Here is a 21,000-nt window from a genome sequence, read left to right as displayed (position 1 = left end):
TGCAAAAAATCTCACATCTCGATATCGAGAACACGCCGATTTTTGCACACTTTGGGCGCAATATGAAACCCATGAAACTAAGATAATTAACAATAAGCACAATTTAAGATGTAACCACGCTCATGTTTTTAAAGAAAAATCACAGTAATCACCCAATGTCATAGTTTCTTAATTGACTTGCCTACCTATTACCTTAGACTGGATTACAGCTAGAAAGCGGTTCTTTGTTTACAGGCAATGGTTCGTTGGAATACCCAGTACTCCCGTCGTGTCGTACGCAATAGCAATCTCCTTTTTCACGCTATCCGCGCCGAATTCGGCTCTAAAATTTGTTAATAGGAATTGACACAATGTCTAACACAGTAACTGGCACTGTAAAGTGGTTCAACGAAACTAAAGGTTTTGGTTTCATCCAACAAGAGAACGGCCCTGATGTATTCGCACACTTCAGCGCTATCAAAGGTGACGGTTTCCGTACTCTAACTGAAGGCCAAAAGGTTGAGTTCAAAGTAACTCAAGGTCAAAAAGGCCCTCAAGCAGAAGAAATCGTAGCTATCTAATCTAGCTCGTTTTGTTCAGTTTTTTGAAATAGCCAACATTTGTTGGCTATTTTTATATGAGGGGAAGCAAACAAAAGGAGCTCTGATGAGCCTAGATTGCCGTTCAATCAAAGCTGTGGTATTTGATTTAGATAACACGCTCGTTTCGTCAAGTCTCAACTTCGCCTCTATCCGAGCGGATATTGGCTGCCCTTCTGAAGACGATCTGCTCAGTTTTGCAGACAACCTTGACTGCTCTCTCCAAAGAACTAATGTCCATCAAACCATCGTTTCTCATGAGATGTCTGATGCTCACTCGGCAGAGTTAATGGAAGGGTGTCAGGAATTCCTTACCCACCTAAAAAGCGCCAACCTTTACACAGGCATTGTGACCCGAAATTGCATCAAAGCGGCCACACTCAAGTTAGATAGGCTCAAACTAGACGTCAACGAGCTCATTTGTCGTGAGCACTTTCCACCTAAACCTGCCCCAGATTCTTTGCTCGCTCTTGCGAAACACTGGTCACTGCAAGTATCAGAGGTTTTGTATGTCGGCGACTACCTCTATGATATTCAAGCAGCGAACAACGCGAATATGCCCTCTTGCTTGATCACTCATGACAACCAACCCGATTATGCGCATTTAGCCACCATTAGTGTGCCGCAGTTAACTGATCTACATCGTTTGTTTGCATCCAATCAATAGAGCGCTTAATCTAAGATTAAGGCTTGAGGTTTATTCGTTGTCTAACTAAAATCTCGGCGATACATACAGTTCTACCAGCCTTGATTTCGCAATCACGGCTTATGTTTGCCCTAACTACATTCTTAATTTTACATATTCTAATAGGTTGCGAGCAGCAGATGAGCGAAGATAAATTTACCCATATTTATCGCTTGCCAACATCAATTCAAATTCGAATTGGTAAATGGCAGCAGACGTTTAGAGGCACATCCGATCTTGTGCTTCACACAGCAATAGAAGTGAGAAACAAAAAATACAAAGAGCACGGCTTCTTTGCCCCTCGCTGGCACGTTCAATTGTTCGATAGTAATGACATATCCATCACAGAACATGGCCGCTATATCCAAACATCAATGCGTAGCATGATTGATCGTAAGATCATGTATAAGCGCTTATATTTTGCCACGCACCCAGAGGATGCGTATCAAAAGCTTGAGCACTTTAAACGTGAGTGGATTCACAAGCACAATCGTGTGGCAAAAAAATACAACCAAATTAAGAAAAAGCACTTTCTGAATTTTGCGCGTGAAGAGGTTGAAACAATGTATCCATCGATTCCTGCTGGGGAGTTTGATGTAGCATTGTGGAACAAACTGGTGATTTCAGAGTTTGGGCCACCCAAACGCTATGACAACCCGTTTTATGTGAAGAAAAACCGCGTTTAATCTTTGACCGTTTCTTTATGATTTACATTAGTTAAAAACAACTTGAAGACAAAAACACAAAGGGAGGACGATACATCGTCCTCCCTTTTCTATATCAACTCAGTATCACAATAAAAGGCTAGCTGCCGTGCTGAATGATGTTATTTTGCAGCAATGCATTCACAATACCATCAGAATCTAAGCCAGATAGATTCACTTGTGTACCCACGTTCTCTACCACTATGGTTTGATGCACATCGTCATCTGTCGTGATATCCAACTCAACGTTGTCATCAACAAGCCTCGCTTCGATTTGTTCTGACACGTTATCGAGTATGTCTGCGATTGATTCATCCTCCGACAAATCTTCAATAACGTCTCTCAAGTCAATGACGTCACCATCAGACAAACTAAAGTCTTGGATAGTGTCAGTTGAACCTTCAGAAACCGAATCCTCTGTCCAGCGGAAGATATCTTCTCCACCACCACCAATCAGAAGGTCATCGCCAGGGCCACCGATGAGAATATCATCATCATTGCCACCTTGAATCACGTCATCACCATCACCACCAATCATCTCTGAGCCATTGGCTCGACCAATGATCCATGAGTCATTCGCCTCACCTTCAATGTCAAAGTTATTTGCGCCATTATCGACAGATATTGATATTGACTCTGATTGAGAGCGTGCTTCTGAGCCGTCCGACTCAGTCGATATAGCAACAAAATCCAGAGTATGCTGATCATTTGGTAAATCGACCACGGTCACACCTTCTAGGTTATTAAACAAAGCAGGATCGCTCGCCGTCAAACTCCAAACACCTCCACCAAGGTCTGTCACCGATATCGCACCATTGTTCGAAACAATCGACGCATCTTCATGCACGCCAGAAATCTCTATCGAGAGAACTTCGTTACTGTCCACCAACATGGCTACCAGTCCAATCAGTGCAATGCCTTGATTAGCCGCTGCACGACTCGCAAAGATTTGACGACCATAGCTTAGGCTTGAATCGAAGCTAAGCGTTGGCGCATCATTAACAATGGCAGGCGTAACACTAATAGTGAACGACTCTTCTGCCTCCAACGCCATTCCTGCCGCGTTCTCATAGTAGACGCCACCGTCATTGACTGTCACGGTGAGCTCAACTTCAAGTCCACTGACACCACTTGCATCAACAAACACACCATTGCTTGGGTCAGCATCAGATAATAACGCATTGATATCATCTGGAGAGCCAACTAGCTCGACACCATTTGTCACTGCTGTAACAGCCACACCGGATGGGCTCGCTGGAGAGACACTCAATAGGCCATCATCAACCACGAGAGTCACTGTGATGTCATCGTCGCTATGTGCTGCGTCGTAATCAATATCAGCAATAGAGATGCCTGTGATTTTCTGACCAATCGCTTCATCAATCACGCTAGTTGCTGCAGTCACATCAACTGTCGGCGCATCATTAACCGCTAGCACATCAAGCGACGCCGTTCCTGCCACTTGCAATACGTTATCACTGTTGTTGGTTGCCCCATCGTCAGTAATCACGTAATCAAATGTCACTTCGCCATAGAAGTCATCAGCCGGAGTGAAAGTCCAAACACCTCCGCCTTGATCAACAACTACGCCCATCGCTGAATCTGTAACATCAAAAGATGAAACAACCAAGTTAGCAACATCAGTCTCGACATCACTTGCTTGCGCCAACAAGTCAGCTTGGGTGATTTGTGTTGAACCAGAGTCTTCCAGAACATCAGCTAGGGTCACATTACTGGTTTCTGGCATATCATTTTCAGGCAAGACATTGAGTGAAGCGGTACCCGCAACATCAAGTACATTATCTCCCGTGTCTGTTGCACCGTTATCAGTAATAACGTAATCAAATGTCACAGGGCCATAGTAGTTCTCTGCAGGTGTGAAGCTCCAAATACCACCGCCTTGATCCACCACAACACCCATCGCCGAATCTGTCACATCCAATGCAGTCACAACAAGATTCGCAACGTCGGTTTCAATGTCGCCGGCTTGGCTAAGAAGCTCAGTAGCCGTAATTTGTATCGAACCGCTATCCTCAGTAATGTCGTCCAACACAACATTGTCAGTTGTAGGCTGGTCGTTTACCGGAGTAATGTTCAGAGTCAGTACCGCAGGAGCACTTACACTTGAGGTGCTATCATCAGTTGCTATCACCTCACCATTATTACCCAAGTCATCAGCCACAATGGTGATATCGACATTGCCGTAGTAATGTTCGACTGGGTTATAAATTACGCCTTCTTCAGCGATGAAGTCATTTAGGTCACTCACGGTTCCCGATATTGTTACCGTTAACGCTGAACTACTTTCTACATCAATGTTATACGTAGCTAGTAACCCAGCATCTAGTTCAAGAACGCCGGTACCAACACTGAGCGTCAGCTCATAAGGCGCTGATGGGTCATCTAAAGTGGAGTCAATATCTTCGACTTTGAAGCCAGTAACGGGCGCTGGGTTATCTTCCGGAGAATCAACCGAACTCGTGATCGTCACTTCTGGGCGGTCATTAACAGGTGAGACAACAACATCCAAGACCTCTACTACCGGAGTACCTAGAGAGACTGTACCGTCCAACCCAGTATCAGTAGATTGGAGCGTGACTGTTAGCTGTCCCGCCCAGTTGTCTTGGTTGTAGTCACCAGAATTAAAGGTCATCGACTCGACAATCAGCGTGCCTTGAGGGATATCAAACACTAACGGCGCAGACCCATTTTCATCAGCTTGAGTAAGAGTGACATCACCAATCGTAATTGACGCACCAAATGGCACATCATCGATTGTAATACGAACCTGTTCAGGGTCGTTCTCTTCATAGTTAGGGCCATCACCAATCGATTCTTCAGTATCAACCAGTGATGCATTCAAATCGATGATAATGTCTTCACCTTCTGAGACAAAGATGGTGTCTTGAACGATGTCGGTATCGATGGTGTCTGCAACAGGGTTTACCTTAAGTGTAAAGTCAGCGGTAAACTCTACTGGCTCTGCGGTGATAGCTTCTTGAACGTATACCGCAACCCCAAGGTCAACTTCACCACTAAACTGCTCTGCGGGCTTGATTTGAATATCGTCTAACGTTATTGAACTCACTGAAGGGTCATTTAGACGAATGCTCCATTCTCCACCCCCATTATTTTTGACAGTATAATCCGTCGATATAGACTGAAGTAAGAAGTCTTCAGGGATTCCAGTAATTTTAACAGATACAAACTGTTCCGAGTTGTCCGTCAAATTAGCCGGGTCATCAACCTCTCCAAGGGCAATAGAAAGCCCAGAGCTACCTTGTCCTAATGAAATCCAGGTATCCTCATCGCCAACAACAAGAATATCCTCTCCTGGCTCTGAGCCTGAAATAACTACCGGGTCTAAAACTGGGGTAACCTCAAATGATACTGAACCACTAAAAGGCTGTTCAACTTCAATATGTTGCTCACCACCAATTGTCTCGAGATTACCTAAACCAAACAGTGCCTCCGCGTTTGTTTCATCAAACTTAGCACTATCTGTAATTGTGCCCGCAATATCAATTTGGACAATGCTGTCGTTAAGAGTCGGGTAATTTTCAGCTGGTTTAAAGAAAATACTTCCTAATGCAGACTCCAAATCAGCAAAGTTAGCATCGGGATAATTGCCACTCGATAGTATCAGTTCATCACCTAATGGATTACCACTCGCATCGGTAAACTCACCAGAGTCTGAATCCGCTAAGGTCAAGGTTATCGATGTAATTGATTCTTCACCTTCATCTGTCGTGATATCGGTGTCTGCTAGAGATACTGATAAGTCGAGCTCAATCAGGCCATCTTCATAGCCCTTGCCATCAGTAATAGGTGTATCATTGGATAGATCTGTAGGCTGTTTATCCGCATCCAGTCCATAGGTAGCTTTTATCGCAACACTAAGCTCTGGAGTAATATCACTATCAGTTGGCTGCGCAGAACCTTCCACATCAACAACTGGGTGAATAGCCACCGGAATATTGAAGTCAAAGATATTTTGATCACCGCTGGTTGTATCTGTTGTGACAACTTTAACTGGCAGGATAAAATCTCCAGCAAAATCTTCTGGAGGCGTAATAACAAAGCCTGCGTAGTTTTCAATTTCACCAGCACTATTCACATCAGCTTTGAATACCCATACGTTGTCGACATAATCAAAAATTGCACCACTTACTTGCGAGCCTGCTGGCAAATCTGATGGGTCGACAACAATTGTAAGATCATCATCTGAAGTATCACCGTTAATGACCGACAGGATACTGTCTGTTCCATTATAAGGTGAGAAAAGAGCATCACTCAAATCGAACGAGTTATCCTCCGTACCTGTCACGACAGCTTCATCGGATATATCCTGTTCCACCTCTGAAGCTATATCTGTTGGGTCTGCAATATAAGACGGGAACTTCACTTCAGCAGTAGTTTCACGCAGTACTGGGGCACTTTGCTCATTTTCAGATGGATCGCCATCATCGACCACTTGCGCAACAATACCCAATGTCCACGTATTCTGGCTGTTTAGAGATCCACCAATACTATCTCCTAGTGCCATACCATTCGGCACAGTAATATTAAAATTATCAGGGTCTAGAATCGTCCAAGTACCATCACCATTATTGAGAGCGTCAGTCACAAAAAACTGGTCTAAAAATGCATCCTCCAACAAACTGAGCAGTGCATCATTCCCTTGAGCAACAAATGCGTCTAGCTCAGCTTGAGTCGGGGTTGTTCCGTTGATAAGTTCATAAAGTTCTTCAGGGTCTGCAAGATAATCATCGCCATTATTTGCCAAGAATACTTCAGGTTTTAGGTCAATAATAATTCTATCGATACGCTCTACTGAATCAGGGTCTAAATCTTCAAACAGTAATACTTCATCTTGTGGGCCTGCCGCATCCAAATCATTAATAACAAAAGAGATAACACCATCACCTTGCGTGTCCACTAATGTACCTGCAGGGTTTCCATTAGGCTTTACTACTGAAATATCAGTATCAGGCTCAACAACAGGGACAACCTCAACTGTTAGTGTGCCGGTAATTGCTGGCTGATCAGGTTCATCTGCAGGGTCATCACTAGCCACAGCGATACCCTCACCAGGGTTTGCATTATCGACATACTCGGCATCATACTCTTTCACGGTGACTTTTGTCGTCAGAAGCATATCTGTGCTGCTATCTTCTGGAGGCAAAATTTGAATATAGCCAGACGCTAATGCCGTCGCAGAAAAATCTTCTTCGGACTGACCTCCCGCTGGCTCAACAACTAATACGCCACCAGAGATAGTCACTTCACTACCATCAACAAAAACCGTTGCGCCATCCGGAATTCCTGAGATTTCCACACGAGTGAAGATCTCATCACTATCTGGTCTATCTGTATTACTTGGAGCCCAATTGATGTTGATCAGCTCATCTTCAAAGCCTCTTGAATCTCTGGAGTAATCCTCCATATCAATAACTGGCTCAACTTTCACACGTATTTCTCGCTCAAAAGCTCGCACGTGGCCATCATTTTCAGTGACCACAATGGTCCCAGTTAAAACGATATTGTCCGTAGCAGACTCCGTTGGAACTACTTTAATACCTGAGTCGAAGTTAAGGTTAGTAATATCGGCTTCATAGGTTGGCTGACCATTATCATCATACCCTACGAATACAAGGTCTACACTGGCTCCATCACCATCAACTATTTCTACCCCTTCAGGAATATTCGACAAAATAACAGTCAATGATTCAGAGTCATCTAAAGGTTGATCGGCTAACTCACCAGAGACGGCTGAGAAGCTCAGTACCGCTTCACCATTTTCAGGAATCGTTGTCTCAATACCTTTCGCGTCACCGTCATCAAACAATGCCCAAGTTGTAGGGCCTGAATTGTCTAAAACGACATCTGGTTCATCAGCAACACCCTTAATATCAACAAAAACAGTTTTGACACCAAGTGAGCGCTCATCAAACTCTGTCCCAGTCGAAAGGTCAGCGGTATCTCTCACTACGCCTTCGACCTTAAATTCAAAATCAACATTGCTATGCTGCGTAGGTTGTACTTCTACTAACTCAAGAGCTGTTACCGGTATCTCGTAGTAGTCCTCACCACCATCTACCTCAACAAACACAATTGGACTTGGGTCAGGTGAGCCAGCCCATACAAATTCCACACCATCTACCGACACTTCACTGATACGCACAAACAATTCTTCAGAATCGTCCACTTGCATGTCAGCAGTCTCGGTAAATTGAATCACCTCACTCAATTGCATTGGGTCGTAGGTAGGGTCTTCAAGGCCTGTGGCATTATCTTCGAAAATCTTGATGCGATTAACTTTAAACGCACCGGCATCTGCTACAGGACGAACGTCAATGACGATCTCCTGCGGATCTGACTCTTTCGTCTCTTTATCTGCCACTGCATTTTCTGACTCTTCTGCAATTGCAGTCACTGTCAGTTTAATCTGGCCGGAGAAGTGATCAATCGGGTCGACTTCTACCTCATCGATTCTGTCAGCATCTACCACATAATATACACGCCCCGTATCAGGGTCGGTCGTTGATGGGATAGCAGCACCATTTCCGTACACCAACTCAGCATTGTCACCACCAAAGGTAAATTCAAGCTCATACGTAATGGTTTCAGGATTACTGGTATCTTGAGTTTCTGCCGCTATCGACAGCTCTACATTGTTACCGTCTTCATCAACCGAGCGGTCTTCTGTTGGGTCGTCTGAATAGGTATAATTGAAGACACTATCAACCGTCCAAGTCGGTTTATCCGCAATACTCTGAACGTTTATATTTAACTGGCCTGTAACGTTATGATCGCCAGTATCGTTATTCAGAATCTGAACGTTTACACCGATATTGATACCACTCTCACTGGTCGAGAAGTTTCTATCAGGCACAAAATATAGGTTCTCGACAGTCGATACATTGCCATCAATGGTTTGTTCAACTTGATCAGCCAGTAGCGTAGCTCGATTCGAATTGGTCGCAAGCGCAACAAAACTGTCTGCTCCTGAATCATAGTAATAGAACGTTCCGTTGTGATTACCGATGTTGTTCAGTAAGACATTGCCAATCTCTTCTCCACGATCTCGGTCAAACAAATCAACGCTAAGAACGACTTTGATTGGTTCTAAGCTATCAGCAGGAAGGCCATCTAAGTTATCTAAGATGTTGGTATCATCTCGCCCTGCTTCTTCTACACCATCAAGCTGAGCATCAGTAATTTGAGCATTGCGGTCTGTGATGCGAATGTTGAGCTTCTCAGTTGAAGTATCTTGGTCAAAGTCTGTCGCCGTCACATTGACAGAGAAATCAAGGTTAGGGCTATCCTCATGGTCAACAAACTCTTCAGGTGTGAAGCGAGCGCGACCATCAGGGCGGATCTCTAAACTACCAAGGTCTTGTGACACACCATTAACTATCTCTACAACTGTGACTGTAAGGGTTGAGCCATTCAAATCAGCACTATCGACTACCGTGCCATCACCTAAACGGAATTGGATATCTCGATTATTTGCTGGATCATCTTCTGCCTCTATGCTCGTTACGACACCATTATCTGCCCCTGTCTCGTTATCTCGACCACCAATTGATGGATCGTCAAACATCCAACGAGTTCCTCGCGACTGGCCTTCAACGCGAGTTAAGTTCTGCTCGAATAATATCGGTTCATCATCGATGACAGTCACTTTAATCGCTGATGCTGTTGGGTCTGTCAGCCCTGTAATCGTTGAACGGTCACCATCACTATCAACAGCATACACAGGAAGATCAAACGTTAATGAGTCGTCTTCACCGATACCAATATGGTCTAACTCTTCAATTAAAGTAATTTCATATTGGCCTAAACCTGGCTTATCCAGTTCAACAGAGAATACAGGGACCTTATTGCCACCTACTTCAACAAAGCCTTGGTAAGATCGAATACCTCCAGATTCACCTAAGAACTCCAGTTGCACTTCTTGGCCCATAGATAGAAGGTCACCGTCAGGATTAAACTCTGATGGCTCGAGTTCATAATAAGAAATGTCATCACTTCCTACTGTCGTCGTAATAGAACCTGTTTTTGTTAGTGCGCCAGCATTTGGTTCATTGCCATCAGAAAGGTTCGTTTCATCAAAGCTAACGGATCCGCCACTTGTGATGATTGGAATCTGACCATCAACAATAGTGAGGTCAATCACAGAGACTTCTGTATCACCGTCTCCATCAGTGGCAGTAACATCAACACGGCTTAAGATGTTCTCCGAATCGGTATGATCTAGGTCTCTGTCTGGTTCAAAGCGGAACGCACCATCTCCTGTCATGAACACCGTACCATGCTCAACCGAGAAGCTCTGCTCAACTGTAGGATCTGTATTTGGATTTAAGTTGTATGTGGTACTGGCTGTACCGTTGTAAACGAAACTGGTGACAGTCGCTCCGTCGGCACCCTCTTTAAGAATGACCTGATGGGTCACCTCATTATCGCCTGCAACAACGGGCTCGATAACTTCAAGAGTGTTGTCCTGTACAATTAACTCATCATCAATAATTGTGACGGCTAAGTTTGTCGCTGTCGCGGTCGTTTCACCAGTGATGGTTGAAAGGTCATTGTCAGTATCTACAGCATAAACAGGTAGATTGAAAACGAGTTCATCGTCCTTAATTAAATCACCTTCAATATGCTCAACAGGCTGCAATAACGTAAATAAGAAGCTGCCATCATTACCATCATTCGCTGTCGTTTTATCCAACGTGATGGTAAATACATCAATAATATCGCCATTAACATTCACTGAAGCCGTGTAGGTGTATTCGTCACCATCAATCACTGGAGCAGAAAGTGTGACAAGTTCTCCAAATGCTTTGACTGTATTCGAGTCGTTAAAATCAGCAATATCGATTTCAAAGTGATCAACATCATCACTACCGACATTGACATTAAGTACTCCACTGCCTGAGATTTCTGCATTGTCTGGATCTGTACCATCAGCCAAGTTAGCTTCATCAAGCTCTAGCACTGGAGAGTTTGTAATGACCGGGATGTCGCCATCTACAATGGTCAAATCAATTGTTGCAACAGTATTATCACCATCACCGTCTACCGCTTTGATCTCAACAGCACTCAATATCTCATTGGTATTAACAGGGTGCTCTAAATCTCTATCTGGAACAAAACGGAACGCGCCTTCTGTTGTCAGATACACAGTACCGTGCTCAACATCAAAGCTCTGCTCACCAGCAACGGCAGGATCCAAGGTAAAGGTAACGTCAGATGTGCCTTTGTAGATAAAGCTCACAACACTTGCGCCATCTGCGCCTTCTTCAGACAATACTTGATGAGTAACTTCATTATCACCAGCAGTTGTAGGTTCCACCACGGTTAACACAGCATCAGCAACAATCATCTCATCATCGAGGATAGTCACAGATAATGAAGCTGCCATCGGTTCTGTTTCTCCAGTCAACGTAGACTTATCAAGGTCTGTGTCGACTGCATAGACAGGGAAATCAAACGCAAGTGCGAGATCGCTTGCAGTTCCATCTGTAACAGGATCTTCAATATGAGTAATGGGTTGGAGTAACGTAAAGGTATATTTGCCGTCGTTGCCATCATTCAATGATGACTTCTCAAGCACGACAGTAAAGATATCAATCTCATTACCATCAACTAATGCCGAACCGGTGTAGGTGTACTCATCACCATCAATGACAGGGGATGAAAGTGTAATATCTTCACCAAAAGCTTGGATTGTATTGGAGTTATTGAAGCTAACGACATCAATCTCATAATGAGAGATATCGTCACTACCGACAGCAACAGAGAAACTTCCCGTACCCACCAGAGCCTGCAGGTCAGTATCTGTACCATTTGGCAAATTAGCTTCGTCCAATGTAACCGCTGTGATATTGGTAATAATAGGTATTTGACCGTCAACGATAGTCAAATCAATCGTAGCGACCTCAGTATCACCATCTCCATCACGACTTGTAACATCAATTGCACTTAGAATCTCATTGCTATCTTGTGGATGTTCCAAATCTCTATCTGGTACAAAGCGAAGTGCTCCGTCACCCGTAATATATACAGTACCGTGCTCTACTGTGAATGCCTGTTCTTGATCATTTGCAATCGCAGGATTCAAAGTAAACTCTGTATCACTTTCTCCCTTGTAAACAAAACTAACAACACTCGCTCCATCTGCACCTGGCTCGTTGATCACTTGATGGGTAACTTGATTCTCTCCATCAATTGTTGGCTCAGTCACAGTTAGCTCTGCATCGTCCACAATGAGCTCATCATCAAGGATAGTCACTGCAATATTCGTGCTTGCGTTCGACACCGACTTATCACCATCGCTATCAACCGCTACGACTGGGATGTTGAAGGTCAATGAATCGTCTTCGGCTGTGCCATCGGCATGGTCTACCGCTTCGTACAATTCGAAGCTGTAGTTACCCTCACCATCCACACTGATTTGCAGCACGTCCACTACACTGTTGTCGTCAAGCGTCACGCTACCGGTGTAGATGTACGTTTCCACACCTGTTTGTGGGTCGACTTCTACGGTTGGCTCGCCTAAGACGACAGGTTTGCCCATCGCCGTGATATCAGCGGCTGCATTAAAGACCGCCACATCGACTTCGATATGGTCAATGTCATCACTGCCCACCGTCACGGACACGGTGCCAGAGCCGCTGACAACTGCGTTAGTTGGGTCCGTACCATCATCCAGGTTCGCTTCATCCAGCGTAATTGCGGTAACACCGGTGATCACTGGGTCTTGGCCATCGGTGATTTGGATATTCGCCACTGGCGTGTAAGTATCACCATCACCATCGACGATGGTTGCGGTGATTGAGGTGTTCAGCGTCTCAAGTGTTGAGTGGTCTAGGTTACGGTCTGGCTCGAAGTACATTTCACCTGAGGTTTTAATGAATACCGTACCGTCTTCCACAGTGAACTCTTGGAAGTCAGTAACCGTTTGGTCTAGCACGAATGGGTCGCTCGTTTCATCACCTTGATAGACAAAGCTCACCACCGACGCACCATCCGCCCCTTCTTGGGTTAGGAAGTCATGCGTGGTCGTTGCGTTATCACCCGTGGTCACTGGCTCTGTTACCGGAAGAGTCACTTCTTCAGCAATCACTGGCTCATCATCAAGGATGGTCACTGCAATGTTGGTGCTCGCATTCGACACCGACTTATCACCATCACTGTCTACTGCGACGACTGGGATGTTGAAGGTCAGCGAATCGTCTTCCGCTGTGCCATCGGCATGGTCTACCGCTTCGTACAATTCGAAGCTGTAGTTACCCTCACCATCCACACTGATTTGCAGCACGTCCACCACGCTGTTGTCGTCAAGCGTCACGTTACCGGTGTAGATGTACGTTTCCACACCCGTTTGAGGGTCGACTTCTACAGTTGGCTCGCCTAAGACGACAGGTTTGCCCATCGCCGTGATATCAGCGGCTGCATTAAAGACCGCTACATCGACTTCGATATGGTCAATGTCATCACTGCCCACCGTCACGGACACCGTGCCAGAGCCGCTAACGACAGCGTTAGTTGAGTCCGTACCATCATCCAGGTTCGCTTCATCCAGCGTAATCGCGGTGACACCAGTGATCACTGGGTCTTGGCCATCGGTGATTTGGATATTCGCCACTGGCGTGTAAGTATCACCATCACCATCGACGATGGTTGCGGTGATAGAGGTATTCAGCGTCTCAAGTGTTGAGTGGTCTAGGTTACGGTCTGGCTCGAAGTACATCTCGCCCGAGGTCTTAATGAATACCGTACCGTCTTCCACAGTAAACTCTTGGAAGTCAGTAACCGTTTGGTCGAGAACGAATGGGTCGCTCGTTTCATCACCTTGATACACAAAGCTCACGACAGACGCACCATCGGCCCCTTCTTGGGTTAAGAAGTCATGGGTGGTTGTTGCGTTATCACCGCTCGTCACTGGCTCAGTAACAGGCAACGTCACGTCTTCAGCAATCACTGGCTCATCATCAAGGATGGTCACTGCAATGTTGGTGCTTGCGTTCGATACCGACTTATCACCATCACTATCAACCGCCACCACTGGAATGTTGAAGGTCAGTGAATCGTCTTCGGCTGTGCCATCAGCATGGTCGACCGCTTCATACAACTCAAAGCTGTAGTTGCCGGCTTCATCAACAGAAATCTCGAGTACATCGATAACACTGTTATCATCAAGTGTCACACTGCCAGTGTAAACGTAAGATGACTCACCGGTTTGTGGGTCGGTCACGATGATTGGATCACCCAATACCACCGGTTTACCCATCGCGGTAATGCCTGCATCGGTGTTGAAGGTGCTGACATCCACTTCAAAGTGGTCAATATCATCACTACCGGTTGTCGCAGTAATCGAACCGCTACCGCTGACAACAGCGTTAGTTGAGTCCGTGCCATCATCCAGGTTCGCTTCATCCAGCGTAATCGCGGTAACACCGGTAATCACTGGGTCTTGGCCGTCGGTGATTTGGATGTTCGCCACTGGCGTGTAGGTATCGCCATCACCATCGACGATGGTTGCGGTGATAGAAGTATTGAGTGTCTCGAGTGTTGAGTGGTCTAGGTTACGGTCTGGCTCGAAGTACATCTCACCTGAGGTTTTAATGAATACCGTACCGTCTTCCACAGTGAACTCTTGGAACTCTGTCTCGGTTTGGTCGAGTACAAACGGCGCACTAGTTGCATCACCTTGATACACAAAGCTCACGACAGACGCACCATCCGCCCCTTCTTGGGTTAGGAAGTCATGGGTGGTTGTTGCGTTATCACCCGTGGTCACTGGCTCAGTAACAGGCAGCGTCACTTCTTCAGCAATCACTGGCTCATCATCTAGGATGGTCACCGCAATGTTGGTGCTTGCGTTCGACAGCGACTTATCACCATCACTGTCAACCGCTACGACTGGGATGTTGAAGGTCAATGAATCGTCTTCGGCTGTGCCATCGGCATGGTCTACCGCTTCGTACAATTCGAAGCTGTAATTACCCTCACCATCCACACTGATTTGCAGCACGTCCACTACACTGTTGTCGTCAAGCGTCACGCTACCGGTGTAGATGTACGTTTCCACACCTGTTTGTGGGTCGACTTCTACGGTTGGCTCGCCTAAGACGACAGGTTTGCCCATCGCCGTGATATCAGCGGCTGCATTAAAGACCGCCACATCGACTTCGATATGGTCAATGTCATCACTGCCCACCGTCACGGACACGGTGCCAGAGCCGCTGACAACTGCGTTAGTTGGGTCCGTACCATCATCCAGGTTCGCTTCATCCAGCGTAATTGCGGTAACACCGGTGATCACTGGGTCTTGGCCATCGGTGATTTGGATATTCGCCACTGGCGTGTAAGTATCACCATCACCATCGACGATGGTTGCGGTGATTGAGGTGTTCAGCGTCTCAAGTGTTGAGTGGTCTAGGTTACGGTCTGGCTCGAAGTACATTTCACCTGAGGTTTTAATGAATACCGTACCGTCTTCCACAGTGAACTCTTGGAAGTCAGTAACCGTTTGGTCTAGCACGAATGGGTCGCTCGTTTCATCACCTTGATAGACAAAGCTCACCACCGACGCACCATCCGCCCCTTCTTGGGTTAGGAAGTCATGCGTGGTCGTTGCGTTATCACCCGTGGTCACTGGCTCTGTTACCGGAAGAGTCACTTCTTCAGCAATCACTGGCTCATCATCAAGGATGGTCACTGCAATGTTGGTGCTCGCATTCGACACCGACTTATCACCATCACTGTCTACTGCGACGACTGGGATGTTGAAGGTCAGCGAATCGTCTTCCGCTGTGCCATCGGCATGGTCTACCGCTTCGTACAATTCGAAGCTGTAGTTACCCTCACCATCCACACTGATTTGCAGCACGTCCACCACGCTGTTGTCGTCAAGCGTCACGTTACCGGTGTAGATGTACGTTTCCACACCCGTTTGAGGGTCGACTTCTACAGTTGGCTCGCCTAAGACGACAGGTTTGCCCATCGCCGTGATATCAGCGGCTGCATTAAAGACCGCTACATCGACTTCGATATGGTCAATGTCATCACTGCCCACCGTCACGGACACCGTGCCAGAGCCGCTAACGACAGCGTTAGTTGAGTCCGTACCATCATCCAGGTTCGCTTCATCCAGCGTAATCGCGGTGACACCAGTGATCACTGGGTCTTGGCCATCGGTGATTTGGATATTCGCCACTGGCGTGTAAGTATCACCATCACCATCGACGATGGTTGCGGTGATAGAGGTATTCAGCGTCTCAAGTGTTGAGTGGTCTAGGTTACGGTCTGGCTCGAAGTACATCTCGCCCGAGGTCTTAATGAATACCGTACCGTCTTCCACAGTAAACTCTTGGAAGTCAGTAACCGTTTGGTCGAGAACGAATGGGTCGCTCGTTTCATCACCTTGATACACAAAGCTCACGACAGACGCACCATCGGCCCCTTCTTGGGTTAAGAAGTCATGGGTGGTTGTTGCGTTATCACCGCTCGTCACTGGCTCAGTAACAGGCAACGTCACGTCTTCAGCAATCACTGGCTCATCATCAAGGATGGTCACTGCAATGTTGGTGCTTGCGTTCGATACCGACTTATCACCATCACTATCAACCGCCACCACTGGAATGTTGAAGGTCAGTGAATCGTCTTCGGCTGTGCCATCAGCATGGTCGACCGCTTCATACAACTCAAAGCTGTAGTTGCCGGCTTCATCAACAGAAATCTCGAGTACATCGATAACACTGTTATCATCAAGTGTCACACTGCCAGTGTAAACGTAAGATGACTCACCGGTTTGTGGGTCGGTCACGATGATTGGATCACCCAATACCACCGGTTTACCCATCGCGGTAATGCCTGCATCGGTGTTGAAGGTGCTGACATCCACTTCAAAGTGGTCAATATCATCACTACCGGTTGTCGCAGTAATCGAACCGCTACCGCTGACAACAGCGTTAGTTGAGTCCGTGCCATCATCCAGGTTCGCTTCATCCAGCGTAATCGCGGTAACACCGGTAATCACTGGGTCTTGGCCGTCGGTGATTTGGATGTTCGCCACTGGCGTGTAGGTATCGCCATCACCATCGACGATGGTTGCGGTGATAGAAGTATTGAGTGTCTCGAGTGTTGAGTGGTCTAGGTTACGGTCTGGCTCGAAGTACATCTCACCTGAGGTTTTAATGAATACCGTACCGTCTTCCACAGTGAACTCTTGGAACTCTGTCTCGGTTTGGTCGAGTACAAACGGCGCACTAGTTGCATCACCTTGATACACAAAGCTCACGACAGACGCACCATCCGCCCCTTCTTGGGTTAGGAAGTCATGGGTGGTTGTTGCGTTATCACCCGTGGTCACTGGCTCAGTAACAGGCAGCGTCACTTCTTCAGCAATCACTGGCTCATCATCTAGGATGGTCACCGCAATGTTGGTGCTTGCGTTCGACAGCGACTTATCACCATCACTGTCAACCGCTACGACTGGGATGTTGAAGGTCAATGAATCGTCTTCGGCTGTGCCATCGGCATGGTCTACCGCTTCGTACAATTCGAAGCTGTAATTACCCTCACCATCCACACTGATTTGCAGCACGTCCACTACACTGTTGTCGTCAAGCGTCACGCTACCGGTGTAGATGTACGTTTCCACACCTGTTTGTGGGTCGACTTCTACGGTTGGCTGACCTAAGACAACTGGTTTGCCCATCGCTTCGAGGTCTGCGGCCGTATTAAATACCGCCACATCGACCTCGATATGGTCAATGTCATCACTGCCCACCGTCACGGACACCGTGCCAGAGCCGCTGACAACCGCATTGCTTGAGTCCGTACCATCATCCAGGTTCGCTTCATCCAGCGTAATCGCGGTGACACCGGTGATCACTGGGTCTTGGCCATCGGTGATTTGGATATTCGCCACTGGCGTGTAAGTATCACCATCACCATCGACGATGGTTGCGGTGATTGAGGTGTTCAGCGTCTCAAGTGTTGAGTGGTCTAGGTTACGGTCTGGCTCGAAGTACATCTCACCTGAGGTTTTAATGAATACCGTACCGTCTTCCACAGTGAACTCTTGGAAGTCTGTCTCGGTTTGGTCGAGTACGAATGGCGCACTGGTCTCATCGCCTTGATACACAAAGCTCACCACTGACGCCCCATCCGCCCCTTCTTGGGTTAGGAAGTCATGAGTAACGGTCGCACTTTCTCCTGGGGTGACCGGCTCGGTAACGGGAAGCGTTACCTCATCCGCAATGACTGGCGTATCATCAGCAACAGAAACGATGACATCAATATTGGCTGAGTTATCTCCATCACTATCCACCGCATAAACTGGAATATTGAAATCTAAATTCGTGTCTTCACCTTCACCCGCCTGATGGTCGAGTGCTTCATACAACACAAACTCATAGCCACCATTCTCATCAATCGTAAACTGGAAGACATCAAGCGTGGTCATGTTGTCTACGGTAACCGAGGCGGTATAAACATAAGAAACCACACCCGTTTCAGGGTCGGTCACTTCAATTGGCGCACCGATCACCACAGGCAAGCCCATTGATGTAATTTCAGCGTTGCTATTGAAGGTGTTCACATCGACTTCATAGTGGTCGATATTGTCACTGCCAACCACAGGAGTGACAGACCCCGTTCCAGAAACCAAAGCATTATCAGGATCTGTTCCATCAGAGAGGTTTGCCTCATTGAGGCTAATCGGTGTCGTTGATTCTATTTCTGGGTTTTGTCCATCAACAATCGTTAAGCCCACGGTTGATACTACTTCATCACCATCATTGTCACGCACAGTAAACTCAACCGAGCTGAGAATATTTTCAGACTCTGAATGATCTAAGTCTCGATCGGGAACAAAGCGCATTTGACCGTCGGTGGTGACATACAACGTACCATGCTCGACATCAAAGGCTTGCTCTTCACTAATTGATGGATCAAGAGTAAACGTAGTATCGGTTTCACCCTTGTAGACGAAGCTCACAACCGACGCTCCATCGGCACCCTCCGCTGCGATGATTTGATGCGTGATTTCATTTTCACCATCAACAGTAGGTTCGATGACGATGTAGGCATCGTTGTTGATGACAGGCGCGTCATCTAAAACGGTAACCGCAATATTGGCTTTGCTATCTGCAGGTGAAGCATCACCGTCCATATCGATAGCGCATACTGGCAGTTCAAAAGTTAACGACTCACCATTGTCACCAATATGATCAAGCGGCTCTAGCAATTCAAATGTGTAATTACCTTCAGCATCTAGGGTGACATTGAACACATCGATCGTCTCGCCATCGACCACCACAGTACCCGTGTATGTGTATTGACCATCAACGATAACTGGGCCAGACAACTCAACAGGCTGCCCGAACGCCGTTATCGGTGATTTTTCGTTAAACGCTGCTACATCAAGTTCATAGTGGTCAATGTCATCGCTTCCAGCTGTGGCAGTAATCGTACCGGTGCCAGTTAATAGTGGTGCATCTGGATTGTTGCCCTCCGCCAAGTTTGCTTCCGATAACGTAATTCCTGTCACTTCTGTAACGGTCGGATCTGCACCATCGCTGATATTTACTGTAAGTGTGGTGTCAACACTATCGCCATCATAATCTGTTGCCGAAACAGGTAGCACGAAACTGTTGATATCACCGTCACCTTGAGGGTGCTCAAGTGGGCCAAACTGATTGAACGTAAACGAACCATCCGTACCAAGCGTAATTTCTAAAAGTGGTGTATCCGAGTCCTCTAAGGTGAGTATTAGAGTTGTACCGTCTTCAGACAGTGTGGCTACTGTCGGCTGGTTGTTACTTAATACTCCATCAAAGGCCTCAAGCGCACTTGGTTGGAAAACCAAACTCTCGAGCTCATCACTACCGATATCGAACAACGTTCCTGAAATAGTATCTGAGTTAGATTCGACGTTATCAATGACCGCCGGTGTCGCGGTTGGGTTGTCACCATCTTGAATACTAACGGTGACATCGATCGGTGATGTCAGATCATTGCCGATGGCATCCTGACCAACAATCGGTATATCAATGGCGATTACGTCATCAACGATAGATACTGCGCCGTCTCCTACACTAGGTACATGATCAATAGGCTGAAGTACCGTTGTTGTAATGGAGAGCAGTACATCACCACCAGCAACTAGCTGGGCATCAATCTCGATACGCAAGACGTCGCCATCACTCGCGCCACCAATAATTGTGTTGGTTTCTTCGTCGTAGCGGAAAACGACTTGTTCACCGGATGAGGTGATATCGGAACTGAGTTCATCTAAGAGAGACTGTAACGTGGCAGGATCGGGGACGAATGAAGCGGGATTTAAAGGAAGCTGACCCGCTTCTATCGTGGCTGTCACTGTTGTGCTTTCAGGATAAGTATCTCGGTTAATTGATCCTTCTGTAACACTGATGCTCACTGTTCCGCCGCCAAGCGGGGGCGCTATTGTGTCGCGGCCATCGAATTCTTCGTCTCTTTCTTGGTCTCGTGAAGGTGCCGCCGTCTCAAAGAAAGTCGCCGCTAGCGCTTCGGCATAGGCATATTCAATAGAAATAAAGCCTGCATTAGCAGCGACTCCCGCTTCACCCGCAGCGGTTTCTTCTAGAATTTGAGTGGGATCCGCGCCGTCTAAAATGGCTTGTTGAATTGCCGCTATATCGCCTTCGCCAAACTCTGGTTGCTGGGTAGGGTCAATCGTGACGTCCCCGCCTAAGGGGGCAGCATTGACAGCGCCATCGGCAATGGCAGCCACAGAATTGGGGTCAAGTTGATTTTGCTCCTCTCCTTGCGAGAGAAGCAGTGATCCATCTGCAGGAGTGATAATAATCTCTCCTGGATTGATGACGTCACCTACTGCTAGGGTTCTTGCTTTGCCGTCGGCAGACAATGCGACAACATTACCGACAACTTCTTCCACTACCACGCGCTGGCTGTTTACTTGTACGTCCATTTTTGGCCCCTCATAACCGCATATTGGCGGTTGAATGCTAAATTACTC

4 protein-coding genes are annotated in these 21,000 nt (G+C 46.7%); 3 read left to right on the top strand and 1 reads right to left on the bottom strand.

Annotation, left to right across the window (positions count from 1 at the left end; genetic code table 11):
• Positions 1-350: 350 nt before the first annotated feature.
• The 3 genes from QWZ05_RS07025 to QWZ05_RS07015 all read left to right on the top strand — a co-directional run bounded on the left by QWZ05_RS07025 (position 351) and on the right by QWZ05_RS07015 (position 1,949).
• Positions 351-560, top strand: coding sequence for a cold-shock protein (locus tag QWZ05_RS07025; protein ID WP_164650760.1), 210 nt, complete (start codon positions 351-353; stop codon positions 558-560).
• 85 nt (positions 561-645) lie between these two features.
• On the top strand, positions 646-1,245 hold the full coding sequence (locus QWZ05_RS07020) for an HAD family hydrolase (protein WP_264876931.1): 600 nt from the start codon (positions 646-648) through the stop codon (positions 1,243-1,245).
• A gap of 158 nt (positions 1,246-1,403) precedes the next feature.
• Complete coding sequence (locus QWZ05_RS07015) at positions 1,404-1,949, top strand: MSHA operon transcriptional regulator (protein WP_264876932.1); 546 nt, start codon at positions 1,404-1,406, stop codon at positions 1,947-1,949.
• 118 nt (positions 1,950-2,067) lie between these two features.
• Here QWZ05_RS07015 and QWZ05_RS07010 read toward each other — a convergent pair whose 3' ends face one another.
• Positions 2,068-20,952 (bottom strand): retention module-containing protein, encoded by an 18,885-nt coding sequence (locus tag QWZ05_RS07010; protein ID WP_290297531.1) that lies wholly within the window; start codon positions 20,950-20,952, stop codon positions 2,068-2,070.
• Between the last annotated feature and the right edge of the window lie 48 nt (positions 20,953-21,000).

The sequence above is a fragment of the Vibrio agarivorans genome (genome assembly GCF_030409635.1).
Classification (GTDB): Bacteria; Pseudomonadota; Gammaproteobacteria; order Enterobacterales; family Vibrionaceae; genus Vibrio; species Vibrio agarivorans.
Note: the sequence above shows the minus strand (reverse complement) of the source record. Positions and strands in the feature narration are given on the sequence as shown.